At 44.5% G+C, this 23767-nt stretch carries 19 protein-coding genes; 13 read left to right on the forward strand and 6 right to left on the reverse strand.

Translation table 11 applies throughout. The features are described 5' to 3' along the window. Window positions 1–159: 159 nt before the first annotated feature. The 5 genes from H6550_07690 to H6550_07710 all read right to left on the reverse strand — a co-directional run bounded on the left by H6550_07690 (window position 160) and on the right by H6550_07710 (window position 4044). Window positions 160–2196 carry a M13 family metallopeptidase gene (locus H6550_07690; GenBank protein ID MCB9046006.1) on the reverse strand — a complete coding sequence of 679 codons (2037 nt, stop codon included), beginning with the start codon at window positions 2194–2196 and terminating at the stop codon, window positions 160–162. Between the two features lie 98 nt (window positions 2197–2294). Then, entirely contained in the window at window positions 2295–2939 is a 645-nt protein-coding gene (locus tag H6550_07695) for a hypothetical protein (GenBank protein MCB9046007.1), read from the reverse strand. Next, complete coding sequence (locus tag H6550_07700; GenBank protein MCB9046008.1) at window positions 2936–3313, reverse strand: hypothetical protein; 378 nt, start codon at window positions 3311–3313, stop codon at window positions 2936–2938. The genes H6550_07695 and H6550_07700 overlap by 4 nt, the downstream gene beginning before the upstream one ends. Further along, the gene (locus H6550_07705; GenBank protein MCB9046009.1) at window positions 3310–3516 is read right to left on the reverse strand and encodes an AtpZ/AtpI family protein; all 207 of its coding nucleotides are present in this window, start codon (window positions 3514–3516) and stop codon (window positions 3310–3312) included. The genes H6550_07700 and H6550_07705 overlap by 4 nt, the downstream gene beginning before the upstream one ends. A 36-nt stretch (window positions 3517–3552) precedes the next feature. Beyond that, the gene (locus H6550_07710) at window positions 3553–4044 is read right to left on the reverse strand and encodes a hypothetical protein (protein ID MCB9046010.1); all 492 of its coding nucleotides are present in this window, start codon (window positions 4042–4044) and stop codon (window positions 3553–3555) included. 263 nt (window positions 4045–4307) lie between these two features. On the opposite strand from H6550_07710, the gene H6550_07715 reads away from it, so the two are divergent. The 7 genes from H6550_07715 to rplS all read left to right on the forward strand — a co-directional run bounded on the left by H6550_07715 (window position 4308) and on the right by rplS (window position 14005). After that, on the forward strand, window positions 4308–7916 hold the full coding sequence (locus H6550_07715; GenBank protein MCB9046011.1) for a hypothetical protein: 3609 nt from the start codon (window positions 4308–4310) through the stop codon (window positions 7914–7916). A 98-nt stretch (window positions 7917–8014) separates the two neighbouring features. Further along, window positions 8015–10276, forward strand: a complete 2262-nt coding sequence (locus tag H6550_07720) for a bifunctional (p)ppGpp synthetase/guanosine-3',5'-bis(diphosphate) 3'-pyrophosphohydrolase (GenBank protein ID MCB9046012.1) — start codon at window positions 8015–8017, stop codon at window positions 10274–10276. Between the two features lie 36 nt (window positions 10277–10312). Then, entirely contained in the window at window positions 10313–11860 is a 1548-nt protein-coding gene (locus H6550_07725) for a carboxypeptidase M32 (GenBank protein ID MCB9046013.1), read from the forward strand. After that, complete coding sequence (locus tag H6550_07730) at window positions 11835–12329, forward strand: hypothetical protein (GenBank protein MCB9046014.1); 495 nt, start codon at window positions 11835–11837, stop codon at window positions 12327–12329. The genes H6550_07725 and H6550_07730 overlap by 26 nt, the downstream gene beginning before the upstream one ends. After that, window positions 12301–12855, forward strand: coding sequence for a 16S rRNA processing protein RimM (gene rimM / locus H6550_07735; GenBank protein MCB9046015.1), 555 nt, complete (start codon window positions 12301–12303; stop codon window positions 12853–12855). Before H6550_07730 ends, rimM begins: the two co-directional genes overlap by 29 nt. Window positions 12856–12884: 29 nt before the next feature. Further along, window positions 12885–13571 carry a tRNA (guanosine(37)-N1)-methyltransferase TrmD gene (trmD, locus tag H6550_07740; protein MCB9046016.1) on the forward strand — a complete coding sequence of 229 codons (687 nt, stop codon included), beginning with the start codon at window positions 12885–12887 and terminating at the stop codon, window positions 13569–13571. A gap of 65 nt (window positions 13572–13636) precedes the next feature. Next, complete coding sequence (gene rplS / locus H6550_07745) at window positions 13637–14005, forward strand: 50S ribosomal protein L19 (protein MCB9046017.1); 369 nt, start codon at window positions 13637–13639, stop codon at window positions 14003–14005. 966 nt (window positions 14006–14971) lie between these two features. On the opposite strand, the gene H6550_07750 is transcribed toward rplS, so the two are convergent. Next, entirely contained in the window at window positions 14972–16411 is a 1440-nt protein-coding gene (locus H6550_07750) for a hypothetical protein (protein ID MCB9046018.1), read from the reverse strand. 236 nt (window positions 16412–16647) lie between these two features. Here H6550_07750 and ffh point away from each other — a divergent pair, with 236 nt between their 5' ends. The 6 genes from ffh (at window position 16648) to H6550_07780 (ending at window position 23709) form a co-directional block, all read left to right on the forward strand. Next, window positions 16648–17985, forward strand: a complete 1338-nt coding sequence (ffh, locus tag H6550_07755) for a signal recognition particle protein (GenBank protein MCB9046019.1) — start codon at window positions 16648–16650, stop codon at window positions 17983–17985. A 90-nt stretch (window positions 17986–18075) separates the two neighbouring features. After that, window positions 18076–18678, forward strand: a complete 603-nt coding sequence (locus H6550_07760) for a hypothetical protein (GenBank protein ID MCB9046020.1) — start codon at window positions 18076–18078, stop codon at window positions 18676–18678. Between the two features lie 219 nt (window positions 18679–18897). Further along, a complete protein-coding gene (gene rpsP / locus H6550_07765) occupies window positions 18898–19440 on the forward strand; it encodes a 30S ribosomal protein S16 (GenBank protein ID MCB9046021.1) in 543 nt (180 codons plus the stop codon). A 202-nt stretch (window positions 19441–19642) separates the two neighbouring features. Further along, complete coding sequence (glf, locus tag H6550_07770) at window positions 19643–20776, forward strand: UDP-galactopyranose mutase (protein MCB9046022.1); 1134 nt, start codon at window positions 19643–19645, stop codon at window positions 20774–20776. Next, window positions 20766–21467, forward strand: coding sequence for a glycosyltransferase family 2 protein (locus H6550_07775; GenBank protein ID MCB9046023.1), 702 nt, complete (start codon window positions 20766–20768; stop codon window positions 21465–21467). The genes glf and H6550_07775 overlap by 11 nt, the downstream gene beginning before the upstream one ends. A gap of 22 nt (window positions 21468–21489) precedes the next feature. Further along, window positions 21490–23709, forward strand: coding sequence for a hypothetical protein (locus H6550_07780; GenBank protein ID MCB9046024.1), 2220 nt, complete (start codon window positions 21490–21492; stop codon window positions 23707–23709). The last annotated feature ends 58 nt before the right edge of the window (window positions 23710–23767 follow it).

The following is a 23767-nucleotide window of genomic DNA, read 5'->3' on the forward strand; positions in this document are numbered from 1 at the left end:
CGATTATCTACTTTTGTATTACAAAATTTTGGCGTTTAGTAATGCAGTTGTAATAATTGCCTGAAGGTGGGTTGGCATGCATTTATGGCAAGGAGTTTGTGCCGCAAAAAAAAGCACGCTGCATTCGCAGCGTGCTTTTCAGATTGAATATTTATAAGTCTACCACACTTTTGCACGAATGCTATCAGCGCGGTACATCTTGTCGCCTTCGTTTATATTGAATGCTTGGTAGAACTCAGGCATATTGCTCAATGGGCCGTTGGTTCTCCATTCTACAGGAGAGTGCGGGTCAGTGATGATCCTGTTAGCCAGTTCTGCATCACGTGTGTTTGCGCACCATACCTGTGCCCAGCTAAGGAAAAAACGTTGGTCAGGTGTAAACCCATCTATCTTTTCTCCTTTTTTAGCTTGTTCGGTTTTATGGAATGCTTCGTAGGCAATAGCCAATCCACCCAGGTCTGCCAGGTTCTCGCCTAGTGTCAGTTTACCGTTCACGTGCACGGTATCCAGTACGGTATAGTTGTTGAACTGGTCAACTACTACACCTGTTTTAGCGTCAAATCTTTTGGCATCTTCATCGGTCCACCAGTTCTTCAGGTTCCCATCCGCATCGTATTTGCTACCCTGGTCATCAAAACCATGCGTCATTTCATGGCCAATTACACCACCTATACCACCATAGTTTACAGCATCGTCGGCATCTTTGTCAAAGAACGGGAACGCCAGGATACCTGCCGGGAATACGATCTCATTAAAAGCGGGATTGTAATATGCGTTTACGGTTGGAGGTGTCATGAACCATTCTGTTTTGTCAACTGGCTTGCCCAACTTGCTCATCATATAGTCATAATCAAAAGCTGATGACGCAAAGACGTTCTTTACATAGTTATCAGGCACGATGCTGAGCTTGCTGTAATCCCTCCATTTATCAGGATAACCGATCTTCTTCACAAATGTGTTCAGCTTACCTATTGCCTTATGTTTAGTTTCTTCAGACATCCAGTCAAGGCGTGTTATACGGTCTTCGTATGTTTTTTGCAGGTTGTTCACCAGGTCCAGCATACGTTGTTTGGCCTCCGGAGTAAAGTATTTGTCAACATAAGTTTTACCCAGCAGTTCACCAACACCACCGTCAACTACGCGGAGTACGCGTTTCCAACGAGGTTTTTGTTCCTGTAGACCACTTACAGCTTTACCATAAAAGTCAAAGCGTGCATTGTCATAATCACTACCCAGGTAGGGAGCCATGTCATTAACTATATGGAACTTCAGGTAGGTTTTCCACACATCAACCGGAGTGTTTTGTATCAGCTTGCTTACTTCAGCCATAAATGCCGGCATACCTACAATAACAGAGTCTTCACCTGTGGCTTTCAGGTCAGCAAAAATGCTCTTCCAGTCCATGCCCGGTGTTAGTTTACTCAATTCGTCAAGGCTGTATTTGTTGTATACTTTATAAGGATCACGTCTTTCTGTACGGGTCATTGATGCACCGGCCAGTTTTTCCTCAAGTGCGTATACGTTAGCAGCCGCTGCCTGGGCTCCGGCTTCGTCCATACCCATCAATTCCATTACTTTCACCTGGTATGCCTTGTATGCATCGCGAATTTTTGAGGAACGCTCATCAGTATTGAAGTAGTAATCCCTGTCGGGCATGCCCAGGCCACCCTGGCCTATCTGGCATATTTGTTTAGTGACGTTCTTATCGTCGGGCGATACGCTGAAACCATATACTTGCGCCAATCCGATAGTATGCAGGTTGCTCAGTTCTTTTACTATGTCGTCAGCGGTCTTCATATTGTCAACTCCTGCCAGTACACCTTCCAATGGTTTAATACCAGCCGCATCGATGGCTGTAGTATCCATGCCGCTTTTGTAGAAATCGCCAACTTTCTGCTCGGCAGTGCCCTGTGCAGCGCTGGATTTAGCGGCTTCATCCAGCAGAGTGTGCAGTGCATTCATGTTGTTCTCCCTGAGTATGTCAAAGCTGCCCCACCTGGCTTCTGATTCGGGTATGGTGTTATTTTTTAACCATCCGCCATTAGCATAATAGAAGAAATTATCTCCGGGGCTAACAGTGGTGTCCATATTAGCAGGGTCTATAAATTTTCTATTGCTTGCTGTGTTGTCTTTTTGCTGACAAGATGCGATAGCTAATAGCGCAGCACCCAGTAACAAATTGTTCTTTATGTTCATTATTAGAATTTTAGAAATGCAAAGTTACTAAAGCATAACTATTTATCAGGAATGAAACAACCTGCAGGCAGGGTGAAAAACAGGGTGAAGTTATCGTATCAGGCTATCTGTTGCCTTTGACGCCGCACTCTTTTTACTTCATATATGCCCGGGAAGAAGTACTTTTTGCGGGTACCCACTTCTTTGCAGATACTGCGGGTACGCAAATGTTCAATTTTTTCAAAGACACGCCCGTCTTCTATCTGGAACCAATGACCCGGTTCCAGGTCGCAAACCAGCATATAGTATGGCTTGCGTATATCGTAATTGTAAAGAGCTTTATACAGATCCTGGTCTGTGCAGGTACTGGCCGTAGGGTTGTGCATGTATTTTATCAAAGCCTTTTCAATATCCGAAGGGAATATCTTTTTGCCGATATATGGCATGAGCATATGACGGAACTGGGTTTTCCACTCCCTTCCGTGTGCCGCAGCCTTGTGTTGGAAGTGTTCGTGAGTGATCATATGGGCTAGCTCATGTACCAGCGTAATAAGAAAATTGTACGGGTTGAGATTCACGTTAACCGTAATTCGGTGATAGGGGTGGTTAGTAGTAGGCATACGATAGTCGCCCAGCACTGTTTTTCTTTCCCTGGTTAATGTAAGGTGTATGGTATATTTTTTAAAATAGGGAGCTACCATCTGGAAAGTATCAGGTGGTAAAAATTGCTGTAACTGATATAGGGGTGTTTCTTTCTTCCTCATTTGGTCTCTCTCGCTAGTTTTGATAACAACCATGTTTCTATTGCAGTATAGGCTGCATATACCCCGAATAGTACAAATAAGGATGGCTTGTGCACATCAGGCCTGTTGATGATGGCATATACCATAACGGCGATAACGCAAACGGATAGTTTCAGGAATGATGAGGAATAGACACCTCTCACAAAAGCATCGGGCTTGCTTTTCATTTGCCTGGTCACAAGCATAAATGAACCAAAGGATAGCAATGCCATGATAACATTACCTGTCATCAGAGCCGGGAAACTGTATGCAGGAGCGATAGTTCTTAGCCAGAAAAAGATCACACTAAGTAGTATGAACAGAACTGATATAGATGCTAAGAATGTTTTTTTCATTTTTTCGGATTGTCCAGCGCTTTGATCAGTTTCCATAAGGAATATACCAGCGCGAGTAAAGGCAATATTATGATGAATAAAGGAAAATTCCATGTTGTTTTTTCATCAATATACCACCCCAGCCATGTAGCTACCGCAAGAGTACCCATCATCTGTGCGCCCAGCCCTGCATATTTCATTGCATTATTGTTTTTGTTTTCCATTGTGCAGCTGTAAATTTTAAATTAAGAAAAAATCAACTATTTTCTTTTTTTCTTCTCACTCTCCTTTTCTTTCTTTACGCTTTTGGCTGCCTGCTTCATGATTTCCTGCGATGCGGGTAACAGACTGTTTATTTCTTCCTGTCGGGTCTTTTTCAGGTCCAGGAGGCTGGTGTCAAGCGGGGTTTTCATATTCCCGGTAATTATGTTGCGTATATTCTCCTGGTATAGTTCCTGTGCTGCAACCAGGTCCGACAGTGAATCTACATTTTGCTTCAGGCGCACGATCTCCAATCTGTTCTTACCACCGGCATATCCGGGTATGTAATATTTTACCGGGGTAAACATGACCAGGGATAATGTTACTATGGCTACCAGTACAAAAAGGGTGCAGATAAGTATATATAACTTACGCATAGTCAGCCTGTAAGAGGCTACTTCTTCCAGCGATTCATCGTCTATGAAAACAACCCTGTAGTTATCATTCAGCCGCCTGAGGAAATTTTTGCTTTTGCGTGTAGATTCTTCCATGCTGTTCAATATCCCGCAAGTTACATTTTTAGCCACATACGCTATATAGCGCAGCTATTTTTATACAGAGGTTAACAAATTATGTCTGTACAGCTGCATTGCATTAATTCTCACCTTTTTAGCTATTTTTGGCGCTTTAGGGTCAGGTACTTTACATACTATTCTCAGGCAGTAAAATATTTTATGGAGAAAGTAGTTATATATAGTAAGTTAGCAACCCGAAACGAAATACCTTAATACGTATCAGGCAGTATATTAAATATTTGTTTTTGTTGTTATTGGTGATGGCTGCAGGCATGCATTTGTATGCCCAGCAAAACACCGATAGCCTGCGTATTGCCCGCCAGCATAAGATAGATTCCGCACGAGAGGCGCAGCAGAGGTATAACGACAGCGTAAGCAAGGTGCGGCAGGAAAAGATCGACTCAACCCGCGCAGCACAGAAAAAGTATAATGACAGTGTAAGGGCAGAAAGGCAGCGCGTTTTAGATTCAACCCGTACGGCGCAGAAACATTATTTTGATAGCATGAGAGTGGCCAGGGAACAACGCCTGGACAGTATAAAGGAAGTGCGTCAGCGCAGGGCAGACAGCCTGGCTGTGATACGTGAATACAGGCAAAGCAAAAGGTATAAGGATAGTGTAGCTGCATTCAGGAAGGCCCGCCTGGATTCAATAAAACTGGTCAGGCAAAAACGGTTGGACAGCATCAAAGCTGTGCGTAAACGGGTTACGGATAGCATTGTAGCTGTAAGAAAAGCCTATGTAGACAGTATCAGGGCCGTGCAGAAACACCGCTCCGACAGCCTGGCAGAAATACGTGCCTATCGGCAAAGCAAGCGATATAAGGATAGTGTTCAGGTAGTACGAAAACTGAAAGCAGATAGCATCAAAGCTGTCCGGACTGCCTATTACGATAGCATAGCCACTGAGCGCAAACGGGTAAATGACAGCATCGCAGCAGTGCGAAAGGCATATACGGATAGCATAACTACCGCCAGGAAGATCTATACGGATAGCCTGAAAGAGGTACGAAAAGCGAGAACTGATAGCCTGGCAAAGCTCAAAGCCAAACGTGAAAAAGACAGGGTAGTAAGGGAAAAGAACCGGGAAGAAAAGGCCAAACTGGCGCTCGAGCTGAAGATTAAGAAGAAACGGGAGGCCTATAACAACGAGGATATGCTGAAAAAGCGATGGATCTTCCCGAGATCGGTCATTCAGAATACATTCACACGATTCAACTATTATTTCAATGCCGACCAGAAAATGGACGAAGCATTGGATAACATGCAGCGATTCCGACGGGAAAATTATGATTCACTCCTGGCGCTCTTCCCCTTCGATCCTGACAGGGATTCGGCAGTACTATCTGCCGATATGGATAGTATTATCCATAAAGCATCGCTGGGTATACAGATACACGACCCCAGAACCAAATGGGGAGATGACCTGTACCTCCTGCTGGGGCAGGCATATTACTATAAAGGTGATTACAAGAATGCTTCCGATGCTTTCAAATACGTAGTGAGCCTCAGGGATAAAAAGAAAAAGAAAAAAAGATCCAAACAAAGCAGCTCTGTTGTACAGGCTGAAAAGGGTGGTATAAGTAAACTGCTGTTGCACCGTTCTGTTCATAATGAGGCTATACTATGGCTGGCTAGGGTATATACACAACAACATAAAGAGGGAGATGCAGAATCTGTATTGGACCTGATAGAGACGGATCCCAATTTTTCAGGCTCTTTGTCAGGAAGGATAGCACTCGAAAAATCTTTTATCAGGCTGAGTCAGAAAGATTTCAGGGGGGCTATTGCTCCGTTGCACGAGGTGTCTGAAGATAGTAAATTGCCCGACTGGGTAAGAATGCGTGCCGCATATATAAGCGGGCAGTTGCAGCAGAAATATGAAGAGTATACAGCTTCTGCGCAGGATTTTAATACCGTATTGGACCTGCACCCTAAAATAGACATGGACTTCTATGCGAGGAAGAATATGGCCACCAGCCTGATGCTGGCAGGGGGCGAACAACATGAGGCTGTGGCAGAGTTGAAAAAGATATTGAAAGATGGCAAGTACACTAAGTATTACGAACAGGTATACTATTTGCTGGGTCAACTGTCTGTTAATGGAGGGAATACTGAAGAGGCAATAAGTTACCTGAAAAGTGGTATCAATGCGCCTAAATCAACTAATGACCAGAAGGCAAAGTCTTACGCTACACTAGGTGATATTTATTACAACCGCCACGATTATGAGTTAGCCAAGGATGCCTACGACAGTTCTGCCGTATTTATGGGCGACGATCCCGAAGGTGACCTGATGGAAACAGCCCTGCGCAGGAGTGTTGCACTAGGTAAGTTGACAGATCCGCTAAGAACGATCAGGCTTAATGACAGTCTGCTGAATCTGGCATCCATGGACGAAAAAGACCAGCGTTCAGTTGTCCGGAAATACATAAAGATGCTGGAAGACAGGCGCAGGGACAGTATATTCCAGGCAGAGAACGCAGGGCTGAATGCTGCATTGAAGAATGCCGGAAGTAGTACGACACGTTCAAAAAATAACTACGCCAATTGGTATTTTTCCAACCCTTCATTGATGCAGAAAGGGTACAACGACTTTAAACAAAAGTGGGGTACACGTCCCAACGAGGATAACTGGAGACGTAGCTCTGCAGGAGGTTTTGCCTCAACAACAGGCAATAATAATGGGGATGGGGATGACAACCCTGATGTAGATGCTAACGGCATACCTACTGAAGAAAGCCTGATGGCGATGATCCCGAATGACCAGGCAAGTAAAGACACGGCCCTTGCTCGTATCAGGGCAGCATATATGGCGGCTGCCAATGCTTATGTAAGCGACCTGGAAGATTATCCCCCTGCAACAACTGTGCTGGATACTCTGGATAAGCGTTTCCCCAAACATGAGTACGGTGACGAAGCACTGTACCTGCGATATGTAATAGCGTTGAGACAGGGCAAACTGGAAGAGGCTAAAGCACTGGGACAAAAGTTGCTGCAGGACTACCCGGATAGCAAGTGGGCCAAACTCGTTAAGCCTGCAGAAGACGGATCGGGCCTGAGTGTTGGCGGCGAAGATGTTGTGTCCTACTACGATAAAACATATAGTATGTTGCTGCAACGTGATTTTGAGGGCGTTTTGCCCCGTGCACGTGAAGGACAGAAGCGCTTCGATGTCCAGGTATATAAAGACAGGTTCCAGATCATAGAAGCAATTGCACTGGCCAAACTGGAACAATTCAGTATTGCTGATTCGGTACTTACCGCATTTGTGACATCTCATACTAACCCTAACGATTCGTTGCGTCGTTGGGCAGATGCTGTGCTTAAGTATATCAACGACAACAGGTCTGTGATCTCAAATATACCTGCAGCGGCAGCTCCATCGAGCAGCGCGGCTGGCAATAACCCACCGCCAAGTGCAGCTGATAATAACCTGAAACCTGCAGCGAATGACCTGCCTAAACCAGGCAATACACCACCTCCGGCGTATGTATATGAACCTAAGGAGGAACACCTGGTACTGTTCTGTTTTAAAACACAGGCACAGCGCACCAAAGGGGTTCAGGCAGGGATAGAGGACTTTAATAAGTTTAAATTCGGCTCTTTGCAATTACAGACAGAGTTGGATATGCTTAATGCAGTTGATGGGGTGATTGCTGTAAAAACATTTACCAATAAGAACCAGGCCGTGATATACATGAATACGCTGAAAAAGACCAAACAGATATTCAGAGAATACCAGACAGGTGAGTATGAGATAGTTATGATATCGGCCCCTAATTTCAATAAACTATTTGCAGACAAGAACATCCAGGCCTATTTAGATTTCTACAGGTCTAAGTATTAATATGACAGGCAGGCATAGGTATGTTTATACCTGAATATTTTGTTTTTATTATTTATTACTTCCGAATTTCGTAAATTTATTAGAACTGTTGCAGACAGATGGAGACGACCATATTACAGACGTATAGTAAAAGCGAAGACGAGGAAAAGAAGCTCATACTCAGGGAGTACAGGGCATTGTTGCGTGCACTGAAACACCGTATAAAGAAGGGGGACAGGCCGAGGATAAGAAGGGCATTTGAGATATCGGCCGATGCGCACAAGGATATGCGTCGCAAGTCGGGCGAGCCGTATATTCTGCATCCCATAGCCGTGGCTCGCATTGTGGTAGAGGAGATAGGCATGGGGGTAACATCGGCCATCTGTGCATTGCTACACGATGTAGTAGAGGATACGGAAATAACCCTGCACGATATTGAAACAGAATTTGGTGCCGATTATGCACGTATCATAGATGGACTGACCAAAATATCTACCGTTGTTGACCTGAAGTCAACCACAACCGAACAGGCGGAGAATTTCAGGAAGATATTACTCACACTCGCCCATGATCCACGGGTTATACTTATCAAGTTGGCAGACAGGCTGCACAATATGCGCACGCTTGAGAGCATGAAGCGCGAGAAGCAACTCAAAATATCTTCCGAAACAACCTATATCTATTCACCCCTGGCGCACAGGCTGGGGCTATATGAGATAAAATCTGAGTTGGAGGATCTGGCACTTAAGTATACACAACCCGATGTGTACACCGAGATCATGCAGGGGCTGAGGGAAACCAAACGCGAACGTACACGTTACATCAACGAGTTCAGCAAACCGATAAAAGAGGCGTTGAATGAGAACGATTTTACCTACGAGATATATGGCCGTCCCAAATCGGTACATTCCATCTGGAATAAAATGCGTACCAAGCACGTAGCGTTTGAGGAAGTATATGACCTGTTTGCAATACGTATCATATTAGATTCAACACCCGAAAAAGAAAAAGAAGATTGCTGGAAGGTGTATTCTATCGTAACAAATTTTTACCGTCCCAGCCCGGACAGGCTGCGCGACTGGATAAGTGTGCCGAAGGGCAATGGTTACGAGGCACTGCATACAACAGTTATGGGGCCTGCTGGCCGGTGGGTAGAGGTGCAGATACGCACCCGTCGTATGAATGAGATAGCTGAGAAAGGTGTGGCTGCGCATTGGAAGTATAAAGAAGGTAATCCCGGCAATCACGAGAGCAAACTGGATAGCTGGCTGGAACACCTGCGCGAGGTGCTGAGTAACCCGGATACAGATACACTGGATTTTCTGCAGGATTTCAAACTCGACCTCTTTACCGAAGAAATATATATATATACGCCCAAAGGTGATATGCGTGTTTTGCCCAAAGGCGCCACCGCTCTCGATTTCGCTTTTGATATCCACTCCGAACTAGGGGCCCGTTGCATAGGTGCCAAGGTCAATTACAGGCTGGTGCCGCTGAGCCACGAGATAAAGACTGGTGACCAGGTAGAGATCATCACGTCATCCAAGCAAAAACCTTCTGAAGACTGGCTGCAATTTGTTATTACAGGTAAGGCCAAGTCGCGCATCAAATACTACCTGAAAGAAGAGAAAAGAAGGATATCAGAGGACGGTAAAGAAATATTGCAGCGTAAGCTCAAACACATGGGTGTACCACTATCGGCACACAATATCAACGAGATAACAAGCTATTTCAAAAAGCCGTCTCCGCTTGATGTGTACTACGGTATAGCTGTTGGTAGTGTTGATATAAAAGAGTTAAGGGGCTTTAGTGTTCATGGGGACAAGCTGCAACAGCCTGTTAAGGAGGTAAACCTGGACTCTAAACACCTGATATCAGAAGATGATGCCAACAAGATAAAAAGTACGAAAGAAAGCGAGCTTATCATATTTGGCGAAAGTTCAGACAAGATATTATACAAACTGGCGCAGTGCTGCCAACCTATTCCCGGCGATGATGTATTTGGTTTTATCACTTCAGGCGAAGGGTTGAAGATTCACCGTACAGACTGCCCTAACGCTGCGCAGTTGCTGGCACACTATGGCCATAGGGTAGTAAAAACCAAATGGGCTAAGAACAAAGAGATCTCTTTTCTTACCGGTGTACGTATCGTCGGGTTAGACGATGTCGGTGTTATCCGCAAGATAACCGATGTTATTTCAGGCGACCTGAAAATGAACATGCGTTCTATCAGCCTCGATTCTCATGATGGTGTTTTCGACGGTACGATCATGGTGTATGTATATGATACCAAAGAACTGGATACCCTTTGCCGCAAGCTCAGTGCACTGGATGGAATAAATAAAGTAACAAGGCTGGAGGCAGACAGTACTAGCGAATAGTGTTGTAATAAGCTCCGTGATAGAAAAAGAAACAGGATGTTAATATCAAAGAATACACAGGAACTTTACGAAGAATACAAACGAATTACCCAAAAAGCTGCCGACCTGGACTATGCGTCTGCTGTTTTAGGTTGGGACCAGGAAGTGTATATGCCCGCCAAAGGTTTTGCCTTCAGGGGGCAGCAATTGGCCACACTGGCTACACTTTCCCACCAGATGGTGACAAGCGATGATTATGGCCACCTGCTGGATGAACTGGCAGGCAGGGGAGACCTGGAAGAGGATCAGCAGCATAACATAAGGTTGAGTAGGGAGAGTTACCTGAAGAATAAACAACTCCCTGCTTCATTTATTGAGAAGCTTACGGAGCAGGTAAGCCGCAGCTACGATACGTGGATCAAGGCCCGCAAAGAGAATAGCTACGCGGTATATGCACCGGAACTGCAGAAGATGATAGCCTTGAAAATAGAACAGGCGACGTTGTATGGATATGAGGGCAACCCCTACGATGCATTGATGGATGAATATGAAAAAGGCGCTACTGTGTCTATGCTCGACCCTGTGTTTGAAGAAGTAAGGAAACAACTGCCCGGCTTGTTAGAGAGCATTAAGCAAAGCGAACAGGTTGACGATGCTTTCCTGTCTGGACATTATCCTAAAGACAAGCAGTGGGACTTTTCACTGGATGTCCTGAAACAGATCGGCTACGATTTTGAGGCAGGCAGGCAGGACCTTTCAGAGCATCCGTTCACAACTTCATTTTCTCCGCAGGATGTGCGGGTGACAACACGTGTCAATGAGCATGATTTTGCGTCACTGTTGTGGAGCAGTATTCACGAGGGCGGACATGCGCTTTACGAGCAGGGACTTCCGGCATCGCAATATGGATTGCCATTAGGAGCAGCTGCTTCTCTGTCGGTGCATGAATCACAATCCCGCCTGTGGGAGAACAACGTAGGGCGCGGTACACATTTCTGGAAGTATTACTATCCTAAACTACAGTCACTTTTCCCTGCGCAACTGAGCGGCGTAACTATGGATGCTTTTTATAAGGGCATCAATAAAGTACAACCATCATTGGTGCGCACTGAAGCTGATGAACTGACATACCACTTTCATGTAATGATACGTTATGAGATAGAGAAGGCTTTGATATCAAAAGAACTGGACCCTAAAGACCTGGCAGGGGCATGGAATGAGATGTACAAAAAATACCTGGGCATCACTCCGCCTGACGATAAACAGGGCGTATTGCAGGACGTACACTGGGCACACGGTAGTTTCGGGTATTTCCCAACCTACTCACTGGGTAGCTTCTATGCAGCACAGTATTATGTGCAGGCTAAAACTGATCTTACAGGGCTGGAAACGCAGTTTGAGAAGGGTGAATATGGTCATTTGTTGCAATGGTTGAGAGAAAAGATACATGTACATGGTAAAAAGTACCGCTCTGACGAGTTGTGTAAAAAGGTAACGGGCACAGGGCTTGATTTCAGTGCTTTTATGGATTACGCATCGCGCAAGTATAAAAGCATATATGACATAAGTACACCGGCTCATGAGTCAGCAACCGGTAATACATAGCGAACAGATGTCTGCAGACGAGTTGCAGTTCCTTATCAGCAAAGATGAGAAGGAGACACGTTTATTCTATAAAGCCATCAGCGCGCTTATGGTTATTTGTTTCATACTGCCTTTTATTGTTGCATGGGTCAGGGCCTTTGCCGGCGATGAACAACCGTTCGAATTCGGCTACTACTTTCTCGGTGTTGGTTTCCTGTTATCGTTCCTGGGGTTTTGTTCATGGCTGGCATACAGGTTCACATTGCAGAAAATAAGAACGGATATAAAGAAAGGCACTAAGACCGTGGAACGCACCATTATTACCCGTAAACAATACATGCCACACAACAACAGTTTCTATTTCTACCTGGATAGCGCCACAAAACTGAGTATTGAGGTGTCACAGAACGACTACCTCATGTTCAGCAAGGGAGATGAGCTGAATATCGAATATTCAACAAATGCCAAATTCTATTTCGGGTATTTTTAACTTTGCACCACAAATGCTGAAAGTAGGTAAGATAACAGGCACGCACGGACTGCAGGGAGCAATAGTGCTCAGGCAGATAATTGACAACACCAATTGGCTCAAAAAAGGAGATACTTTATTTATTGAGTTGAAGCGGGACAGCTTCATTCCCTTTTTTGTTGAAACGGCTAAGGCGGCCAATGATACAGAGTACATCATCACGCTGGATGATGTGAACGAGCCGGCTGATGCGCTGCCTTTGGTCAACAAAACGGTATATGCCGGAGAAGAAGTACTGCAGACGGCTAAGGTAGACAGCCCCTTGTTGTATATTGGTTTCAGCCTGGTTGATAAGAAGAAAGGAGGTTTGGGTAATATTGAGGATGTAATGCTGATAAGCGGGCAATGGCTGGCCATGCTCACTATTGATGATAAAGAAGTACTGGTACCGCTGGTGCCGGATATGATACAGGAAGTGAACGTGAAAAATAAGTTTATCAGGATTGACCTGCCGGACGGGTTGCTGGAAGTGTACCTGGATAGTTAATAATAAGGCTGAGCGAACAGATAATTAATATGAGAATTGATATAATATCGGTAGTGCCGCAGTTGCTGGACAGTCCTTTGAGCCATTCTATTATGAAAAGGGCACAGGCCAAAGGTTTGCTGGAGGTGGTGGTGCATAATCTGCGCGACTATACGCCTTATAAGCAGGCGCAGGTAGACGATTACCAGTTTGGCGGGGGAGCAGGCATGGTCATGATGCCGGAGCCGCTGGCCATACTGATAGAAAAATTACAGTCGGAAAGAAATTATGACGATATAGTATATATGACGCCTGACGGCGATACGCTGAAACAGGGTACGGCCAATTACCTGTCTATGAAGGACAACCTCATGATCATCTGTGGCCACTATAAAGGTATTGATGAGCGGATCAGGCAGCATTTTGTTACTAAAGAGATATCCATAGGTGATTATGTGCTGAGTGGGGGAGAACTGGCTGCGGCCGTATTGGTCGATGCCATAGGCAGGCTGATACCCGGTGTACTCAACGATGAGACCTCGGCCCTGTTCGATTCGCACCAGGACGGGCTGCTGGCACCGCCTGTATACACCCGCCCGGCCGATTTCAGGGGGTGGAAAGTACCGGACATACTGCTGAGCGGAGACCCTAAAAAGGTAGAGGAATGGCGCCATGAACAGTCGCTGAAGCGTACGGCCGAAAGGCGTCCCGACATGCTGGAAGACCCGGGAGAATGATCAATTAATTTTTTTTGTAAAAATAAATAATCCCATTACCTTTGCAGACCCAAAATGTATTCAAAATGGATAACGCAGTAGCATATGTTCACGGTCAGGTATCTCAAAAGGCTGAGTACCCGGACTTTAAAGCTGGTGATAATATAACAGTAGACTATAAGATTGTAGAAGGAACGAAGTCACGTATCCAGTCTTTCAAAGGTGACGTGATCAAGCGCCAGGGCAGGGGTTTTACGCAAACTTTCACAGTACGTAAAATTTCTGATGGTGTAGGCGTTGAGCGTGTATTCCCGCTGTTCTCACCACATATCGATTCTATCAAGGTTAATAAGCGTGGTCGCGTTCGTCGTGCCAAACTGTTCTACCAACGTGAGCGTTTCGGTAAATCAGCACGTATCAAGGAGAAAAAATACATCGCTAAGAAAGAAGATTAATAGCGTAAGCTGGTATCATATTCAACGCCCCGTTCTTCCTGCGAAGAACGGGGCGTTTTTGTATTTTATTATGAATTTTTCCCCATTGGTAAGTGTTGTCATCGCACCGATCATCCCTCATCAATGCCGTCATGTCGATCGCAGAAACTAACGACAGGCAATTACCTTCCCCTCTTGAGAGGGGCAACCGAACACAGTGAGGTGGAGTGTGTATTACTCGTGTGAAATAATACAACACGAGACAGCCCACACCTACACCCCTCCGAGGATGGGAGAACTCATTCTTCACTGCTCACCCGCCTGAATGACAAAGTCGGGCAGGCAAACCCGGATACTTTGGATTCAACTAAATTAGTCTCCCCTTTAGGGGGATAGGGGGATCCCCCTTTGGTCAGTGTCGTCACGGCACCAATCAGGCAGCGCCCATCAGGGCCGTCATATTGAATACACTATCTTATCCAGCTACTTCCGGTCCTGTCTCCCTAAAGTTCTGATACTCCCGACATATATTTGTTTATTAGGTCAATTTTACATATATTTGTATTGTTATTAGCTCTTTGAAATAATGTTCTGCTTTGCTATCTGGAGAGCTCATTAAGGCAAAAAATAGCATCAATTACTTAACAACACTTAACAACCGAACGCAGTGAGCTCGTTGACACCTTTGAAAAGACATTGTTTAGGAAACAACCGAACACAGTGAGCTCGTTGACACCTTTTAAAAGACATTATTCAGGAAACAACCGAACACAGTGAGCTCGTTGACACCATTGAAAAGACATTGTTCAGGAAACAACCGGAAACAAAACGCTGTAGATGTTTAGTGATCAGTTAGTTACATAGGCGCTATGGTAGACTAAAGTGTGTGTTTTGGATACAAAACGGGAACAATTGCACAGTAATGGAAACAAAAATCCCGTACATGAGTAGTCATATACGGGATAATGATGTGTTCAGTTGCTTAAGTTATTGTTCAGGCTTGCTGCTACCACCTTCCGGTTTGGGCCTGTTACCGCCACCGCCGCCTTTGCGTTTATTGCGGTTCTGCGGGCGGTTGCCTCCCTGCTGGCGTTGTTCATTAGGCTTTTGTTCCTGCCTGTTGCCTTGCGCCTGCTGAGGTTGGCCCTGCTGGTTGCGCCTGTTGCCGCCACCTTTATTGCCATCCTGGCGTTTGCCGCCTTCGTTGCGGCGTTGCTGGTTGTTATCGCCTTTGGCTTGTTTCGGCTGGTTGGGTTGGTTGCCGCCGCCGGTACCGCCTTTATTGTTACGGTTTTTGCCGCTCTTGCTCTTTTTCTTGCCACCGCCTTTCTCCAGCGATTTCAGGCTGATCTGGCCTACATCGTTCACAAACCCTGCATCTACTTTAATAGCGGTTTTGCTGCTGGTCACTTCCAGTTCTACAGGTTGCAGTTCATCGGGTTTGATACCTTTCTTATTCAGTTCCAGTATCTCTTTTACACGGTCTATAGATAATGGATATTGTTTGTTGCTCTCGCGGTAGCTGTACCACATCAGGTTCTTGAAGATGTCCCTCTTTTGCAGGTAAGCAGTTCCCGCCGATGTAGCTATGGTATCTGCCTGCTCCGGAAATACAGACAGGGCATCCATATAGGTGTCCAGCTCGTAATTCAGGCAACATTTCAGCCTGCCGCACTGGCCGCTCAGCTTGGTCTGGTTGATAGACAGGTTCTGGTACCTGGCAGCAGTGGTGTTCACGCTCTTAAAGTCGGTAAGCCAGGTGCTGCAGCACAGCTCGCGTCCGCAACTGCCTATGCCGCCTACCTTACCACTTTCCTGGCGGGCGCCTATCTGTTTCATCTCCACCTTTACCTTAAAGTCGTTGGCGTACATCTTTATCAGTTCCCTGAAATCCACGCGTTGGTCGGCAGTGTAGAAGAAGGTTGCCTTTTTGCCATCGGCCTGCAGCTCTACTTCAGCCAGCTTCATTTCCAGGTTCAGCTGGCGGGCTATGGCGCGGCTGCGTATCAGCATATCCTGCTCGCGGCCCTTGCTGGTCCTGAACAGCTCAAGGTCGGCGTCGGTAGCTGTGCGGTGTATGCGTTTGGTGACATCCTTCTCTTTGATGCCATATTTCTTCATCTGGAGTTTCACCAGTTCGCCGGTAAGGCTAATCTGGCCTACATCAAAACCTCCAACACCCTCTACGGCTATCCACTGGCCTTTTTCAGGTATCAGCTGGTTGTTGTTCCTGTAAAATTCTTTGCGGCTGCCTTTGTTGAAAGAAACTTCTATAACAGGGTATGGTTTTGCCCCGTCGTGCAGCGGTAGCCCGCTCAGCCAGTCATATACGTTAAGTCGGTTACATCCGCCGGTGCTGCATCCTCCATTTCCTTTGCACCCGGCAGGTTTACCATCGGTACCTGTACCGCAATTGCCACATCCCATTGATCAATATATTGACGGCTGTGAACAGAAGCTCAAAAAAACACATGTTTACATTCTGCCTGCTTCCTCTTCTGTCACCTGCCGGTTATCGTAAATAGATTAATCTACGAAAATAGCATTTTTTAGCAGAGTACAGCATTCTTTCTGTGATATTGGTATCTTTTGTTATGTGTGCCGGCGCTGTTAAATTGGTCAAAACGATTAACTTTGCAGTCCTTTATAAAAGGTGGTAATATATGTTTGAAAATCTTAGTGAAAGACTTGAAGGAGCGTTTAAGCAACTGAAAGGGGAAGGCCGTATCTCCGAGATCAATATAGCTTCAACCATTAAAGATATAAGAAGGGCGCTGGTAGATGCCGACGTTAACTATAAAATAGCCAAAGACTTTACCGATAAGGTCAAGGATAAGGCCACCGGCGAGAAGGTATTGCAGGCAGTGTCTCCGGGTCAGCAGATGGTGAAGATAGTGAAGGATGAGCTGGCCATACTGATGGGTGGTGAAGTGGAAGAAATTGACCTGAACCAGAAACCTACTGTCATTTTGGTAGCAGGTTTGCAAGGTTCCGGTAAAACAACGTTCAGCGGCAAGCTGGCCAACTACCTCAGGTCTAAGAAAGGGCGTAAGCCTTTATTGGTAGCGGGAGACGTTTACCGCCCGGCGGCCATCAACCAGTTGCAGGTATTGGGCGAACAAGTTAAGGTGCCTGTGTACTGCGAGCCGGAGAATAAGGATGTGATCGCTATTGTAACCAATGCCATGGCACATGCCAAGCAGAATGGCAATAATGTAGTAATAATAGATACTGCGGGCCGTTTGGCAGTAGACGAGGCGATGATGACCGAGGTGGCTAATGTAAAGGCTGCTGTCAACCCGCACGAGATACTGTTTGTTGTGGATAGTATGACGGGGCAGGATGCAGTGAACACCGCCAAAGCCTTCAACGACAGGCTGGACTTTACGGGTGTAGTGCTGACCAAGCTGGATGGTGATACCAGGGGTGGTGCAGCGTTGTCTATCAAATACACAGTAGATAAGCCCATCAAGTTCGTGAGCATGGGCGAAAAGCTGGATACCCTGGATGTGTTCTATCCTGAGCGTATGGCGCAACGTATATTGGGTATGGGTGATATCACCACGCTGGTAGAACGTGCCCAGGCCCAGTTTGACGAAGCAGAAGCCAAGAAGCTGGAAAAGAAGATAAGGGCGAATAAGTTTGACTTTGAGGACTTTAAACAGCAGTTGGGACAGATAAAGAAGATGGGTAACATAAAAGACTTGCTGGGCATGATTCCCGGTGTAGGCAAGGCCATAAAAGATATAGACATCTCTGATGATGCCTTTAAAGGTATTGAGGCCATGATCAACTCAATGACCCCATATGAGCGCAATAACCCTGATGTGATAGATGGTAACAGGCGTAAGCGTATAGCCAAAGGTGCGGGGAAAGATATATCAGAAGTAAATGCCTTTATGAAGCAGTTTGACCAGATGCGCCAGATGATGGGGCAGATGAATAAGATGAAAGGTATGATGCCTCCCGGCATGGGCGCTAAGATGCCATTCGGAAGATAACATTAGCTTTTCATTAGGCCTTAGTTGGCGTTTTGTTAGCATATGGTTGTATAGGTTTGTCTCATTGTTAATCTTATACAACCATTTTTTATGAGAAAGAATCAACTCTTTACAGCACTTTTATCGCTCATTTGTTTGTCTGCCAAAGCCCAGCCGGAGAAGGGAACTACTTTTATAGGATTAGGGGTTACAACCGAAAAAGCGTATTCGGCAATCAATTCCTCTTTTATGGTGCCAAAGGTGGGGTACTTTATTAACAAGCATTGGGTTGTTGGTACTTCACTCTTTGTTGGGGGAAGGGTACAAGCTGATGCTTTTGCCTATAATGTTGGTATTCGTCCCTTTGCTAGGTATTACTTTGCAGGGAAAAATGCTCCGGCAGATAAAAAGCTGTTCTGGTTTATTGAAGCCAATACCGGCGTTAACAGGTTAGCATCTAAGGAATTTGGCGGTATTTATGAATACTCCTACAATTATATCAATTGTGGATTAGGTGGGGGAGTAAACTATTACGTAACACCGGATGTCTCAATTGAAGCATTGATAAGACTTGATGCAAATAATAATGTCAATGGACAGGGGCGATTCGAAAACAACTTTTACAATGTGCCCAATTCTTATTCAATAAAACCGGTTGCAGAGATAGGGGTTAATTTTAACATAAGGGGCCGTAAGAAAAGCCAGATAGAATAATAGTATTTAGCATTTCTTCAGGCCATTTCGGGCGTAAAGTAGTGTTGTTGTCTGAGTATCGTAATGAGGTGGATGGATTTTGCTATGCAAAGTATTAATAACCAGATTTTTGTGTTAAAATTCGTTTAAAGTCAAAATCTAGTTGTTTAAAGTAATATTATGCATTAACTTTGCAGGCGTTAATTTTTTATTGTTAAACCAGAATAATTTCTATTATTAATGGCGGTTAAAATTCGTCTCCAACGTCACGGCTCTAAGAAGCGTCCATTCTACTTTATTGTTGTTGCTGATACAGCAGCTCCAAGAGATGGTAGATTCATTGAAAAATTAGGTACTTACAATCCATTGTCTGTTCCGGCAACTATCAGGTTGAACCGTGAACGTTCATTGCATTGGTTGCAAAATGGTGCCCAACCTACTAATACATGCCGCCGTATATTGTCATTCAAAGGTGTGTTATACATGAAACACCTGATGCGTGGCGTAAGCCTTGGTTTGTTTGACGAACCGGCTGCTATGCAGAAATTTGAAGCATGGAATTCTGATCACGAAAAGCTGGTTGCTGATCGCGAAGAAGCTCACCGTAAGCACAAAGCTGACAAGAGGCATGCTGCAATGGCTGAGTCTGTAAAGAAAGTAGAAGAGAAAATGGCGGCTAAAGTACAGGCAGCAGTAGCCGAAGCCGAAGCAGAGGTTGATGCAGAAGATGCAGCAGATAATGCAAATGACGCTGCGGAGAACACAGAAGAAAATGCAGGGTAATTTCCTGACTAATTTATAGACATAAAAGGACATACCGTTTGGGGTATGTCCTTTTTTTTGTTGCATATGTGTATGTTGACAAGACCAACTTTGATCTGACTGTTAACTGTTGGTACAATATGGACATACTGCATTAATACACATCGATAATTTGAGTTTGCCACATGCGGGTTTTGTACTATCTTAACTGCTTTTTAGTTAAATGAGTGACAAGGAAAAGAAATATTCACTATTAGTAGTAGGTGCTGGCCCTGTAGGGTGTGTTATTGCGGAGCGTGCGGCTAACCTCTTAGGTTGGAAAGTGCTGCTGGTAGATAAACGAGATCACATAGCAGGTAACTGTTATGATATGTATCACGAGTCAGGCGTATTGATTCACCGGTACGGACCGCATTACTTCAGAACCAATAATGAAGAATTGCTAAAGTATCTTTCAGGGTTTACTGAATGGATACCCGGTGACTATTTCGTTAAAGTGTCAACAAGGGGGGAATTGTTCCCTTTCCCGATAAACCTGTTAACCTTAAGGCAATTTTTCAAACGTCCTGACCTGACTGCAGAAGAAGCTGCAGCACTGCTGGAAGAGAAGCGTGAGCATATAGATAACCCGGAGAACTCAGAAGAGTTTGTATTGTCTCGCGTAGGTAAAGAGTTGTACGAAGCATTCTATTTAGGCTATACAAAAAAACAATGGGGTATACACCCGAACGACCTGGCGCCGTCTGTATGCGGTAGGATACCCATCAGGCTGAACACCAACGAACGTTATGTAGATCATAAAAACCAGGTAACACCTGCCAAAGGGTTTACAGAAATGTTCAATAAGATGATATCGAATCCGAATATTGACGTAATGCTTAATACGGATTATAAAGACATAAAGGATACAATACTTCCCGAATATGCAACCGTTTATGCCGGACCGATAGATGAATATTTTGATTTCAGGTTCGGAAAATTACCCTGGCGTTCATTGGAGTTTGAGTTCAAAAAGTTTGATCAGGAATACGTACAACCTTGTGTACAGATCAATTACCCCAATGATCATGACTATACCCGCGCCGTTGAGATAAAACATGTAACCAAACAAAAGCATCCTGACACAGTTATCTCGTACGAATATCCACGTGCTGAAGGAGATCCTTATTACCCCATTCCCAGACCTGACAACAAGGAGCTTTATGAAAAGTATAAAGCACTGGTAGATGGAGAAACAGAAAAGAACAATGTATATTTTTGTGGCAGACTTGCAGAGTATACATATTATAATACCGACGAAGTGATAGAACGTGCTTTGTCTACCTTTAATCGTATCAAAGAAAGATATGGCAGTTAAGAACCTGTGGGTTGTTATGCCCGTTTATAACGAAGAAGAAGCTGTATCTGCCGTTATTGAAGAGTGGCAGAAGTGCCTATCTGAAAATGTAGAACAGTTCACATTCTGTATCATCAATGATGGATCGAAAGATGGTACGCTCGGGATACTACGGAAATATGAAGCTAGGTACAAAGAGATAAAGATCATAGATAAGCCTAATTCCGGTCACGGGCAAACATGTATATATGGCTATCAGCTGGCGCTTGATAACGGTGCTGAATGGATATTTCAGATAGATTCTGACGGACAGTGCGACCCGGTATATTTTCCTGAGATGCTTTCTGCCGCAGAAAACAATAAAGCAGTATATGGTTACAGGAAAACACGTGATGATGGTTTGAAACGCTCGCTTATCTCACGTTTTGTAACACTATTTACTTTTTTTGCCACCGGCCAGTGGGTACGCGATGCGAATGTGCCGTACAGGCTGATACATCGTAGTGTACTGGAGCAAATTACCGGCAAAATTCCTGAGTCCTTTCACCTGGCCAATATATTAGTGTCTGTACTTACAAAAAAGCTTGCCGGCATCAAGTGGATTAACATCCATTTCAGAGACAGGGCAGGGGGGACAGCAAGCGTTAAGACAATCTCATTTGTAAAGCATGGTTTTACCTTGTTCAGACAATTGAAAGAGGCAAGTGCTTAAAAAATAATATGCGTCAAATACTATGGCAAGTAAAAAATCAAAAGCCGGTAACAACAGTAATAAAAAGACGGATACAGCTGCAGAGATAGCACCTGGGGTGAAAAAAACTACTGTGGTCGGTTCGTCAACAGATATCAATGATCAGCTATGGGGGCGGATATTCCTGGTAAGCCTTATATCTGTATTCCTGTTGATGGGAATCATGAGTTTTTGGTTTGGCTTATCTGGCGACGAGGTTGATATGAACGAGTACGGTAAAGTAATATTGAAATACTTTACCAGTTTTGGCAGTGATGATACTGTATTTCACATGTCCAGGGATATTGACAGGGATGGGGTATTGATGTACTATGGTGGTTTTTTTGACCTGATATGTGCAGTTATAAATAAATTTTCCCCTTTTGCCGAGTATACTACCAGGCATATACTGAATGCCTGGGCAGGCTTTCTTGCTATATTCTTTAGTGCAAGGATAGTAGCATACATAACAGACAAACGATTGGCTACATTGTGTGTATGGCTGATGTTCCTTTCACCTTTCTTTCTGGGGCATGCTATGAATAACCCGAAGGATATTCCCCTGGCTGCGGGTTACATTGCATCAGTTTATTTTATTATCAGGTTTTTTGACCGATTCCCGGATGTAAAAAAAACAGACTATCTATGGTTGATCTTAAGTATCGGTATTACCATAAACATACGTGTTGCAGGTATATTACTGATACCTTACCTGTTTGTTTATGTCGGTATAGTCTACCTGTCTAAGACAATTGGCGGTAAAGAAAATGTCAACCTTAAAGATTATACCAAACCTGTGCTGATATTGGCGATCCTGGGTTACCTGGCAGGAAGCCTTTTCTGGCCATATGGTCAAAAAAATCCGCTTACCAACCCGCTTACTGCTTTAAGCGAGATGAGTAACTTTAAGATAAACCTTAGCCAGATTTGGCAGGGAGAAAAAGTGATGTCAGGGGAGCTACCTTCGTCATACCTGATCAAGAGTTTTTTCTTAACGAATACTTATGCTTTACTGGGCGGAGTATTGTTATTCTTTGCCTTTATCAGGGCAACGGCAAGGAGTAAAAAGGCACATGTGATCTACTTTGTCGCATTTACAGCCTTATTCCCATTATTCTATATCATCTATAAAAAATCAAATGTATACCATGCATGGAGACATGTACTGTTTATTTTCCCTTCTGTTGCAGTAATGTCTGTGTTGGGGTGGTCGTACCTGAATGGATATATAAAGTCAAAATGGCAAAGGGCAGGTATAGGGCTCGGAATAGCAGCGGTCTTACTTATTGAACCGATACTGTTTATTGTGCCTACATTCCCAAACACAGTTACGTATTACAACCAGTTTGCCGGTGGTGTAGAAGGTGCATACGGTAACTATGAAGTAGATTATTATTATAACAGTGTGAAGCAATGCACTGATTACTTTATCGAGCATGAATTGCCAAACTATAAGCCTGAAGATACAGTTGTTATAGCAACTAACTCGGCACACTTATTATTTCCCTACATGAAGGGACATAATAATGTAAAGATCACCTATGTAAGGTTTCATGAACGGGATCAGCAGGATTGGGATTATGCCTTATTTCATATTGCTCTGATACCATTGGAGGAAATAAAGGCAGAACAATGGTTGCCACCAACAACAGTATATACGGCAAAAGTGAAGGGAAAGCCTTTGTGTGCATTAATAAAAAGACCGTCCAAAAATGATCTTCTGGGATTTAAGGCATTGCAGGCAGGGAATAGGGAAGAAGCTGTGAGTTACTTTCTGAAATACCTGGATGAAGATAGCTCCAACATTAACGTATTGAGCATGACCGCCAGGGTGTTGATGGAACTTAACCGTATGGACAGCGCCTATACTTATGCAGCAAAGGCATATGAACTGGATAAGACAGGCGTTGAGACCAAAAGGGTGTATGCTATGATACTGGCCTATAAAGGTGAAGGCGAAAAGGCCAGGTCGTTATTTAAAGAGATAATTTCCGAAAGGCCCGATTATATTGCCGCCTATTATTACTTGGGTATGGTAGAAAAAAACATGGGTATGTATCAGGAAGCGCTCAACGATTTTAATAAGGTAGCACAGGTCATGGTTCAGCAAGATCCGGGTTTTGCTGCGGAATGCTATACAATAATGGGAGATATATTTAAAAGCCAGGGGGATGCTGCGCAGGCAAATAAGATGTATAGTCTGGCTGCCGGACTAAAAAAATAGTTGCCTTAACGAAGGGTTTCCGGAGCTTGCTTATGTATTAATGAGGATAAGTAGTGCT

The sequence above is a fragment of the Chitinophagales bacterium genome, assembly GCA_020636495.1.
In the GTDB taxonomy this organism is placed as follows: Bacteria; Bacteroidota; Bacteroidia; order Chitinophagales; family Chitinophagaceae; genus UBA5543.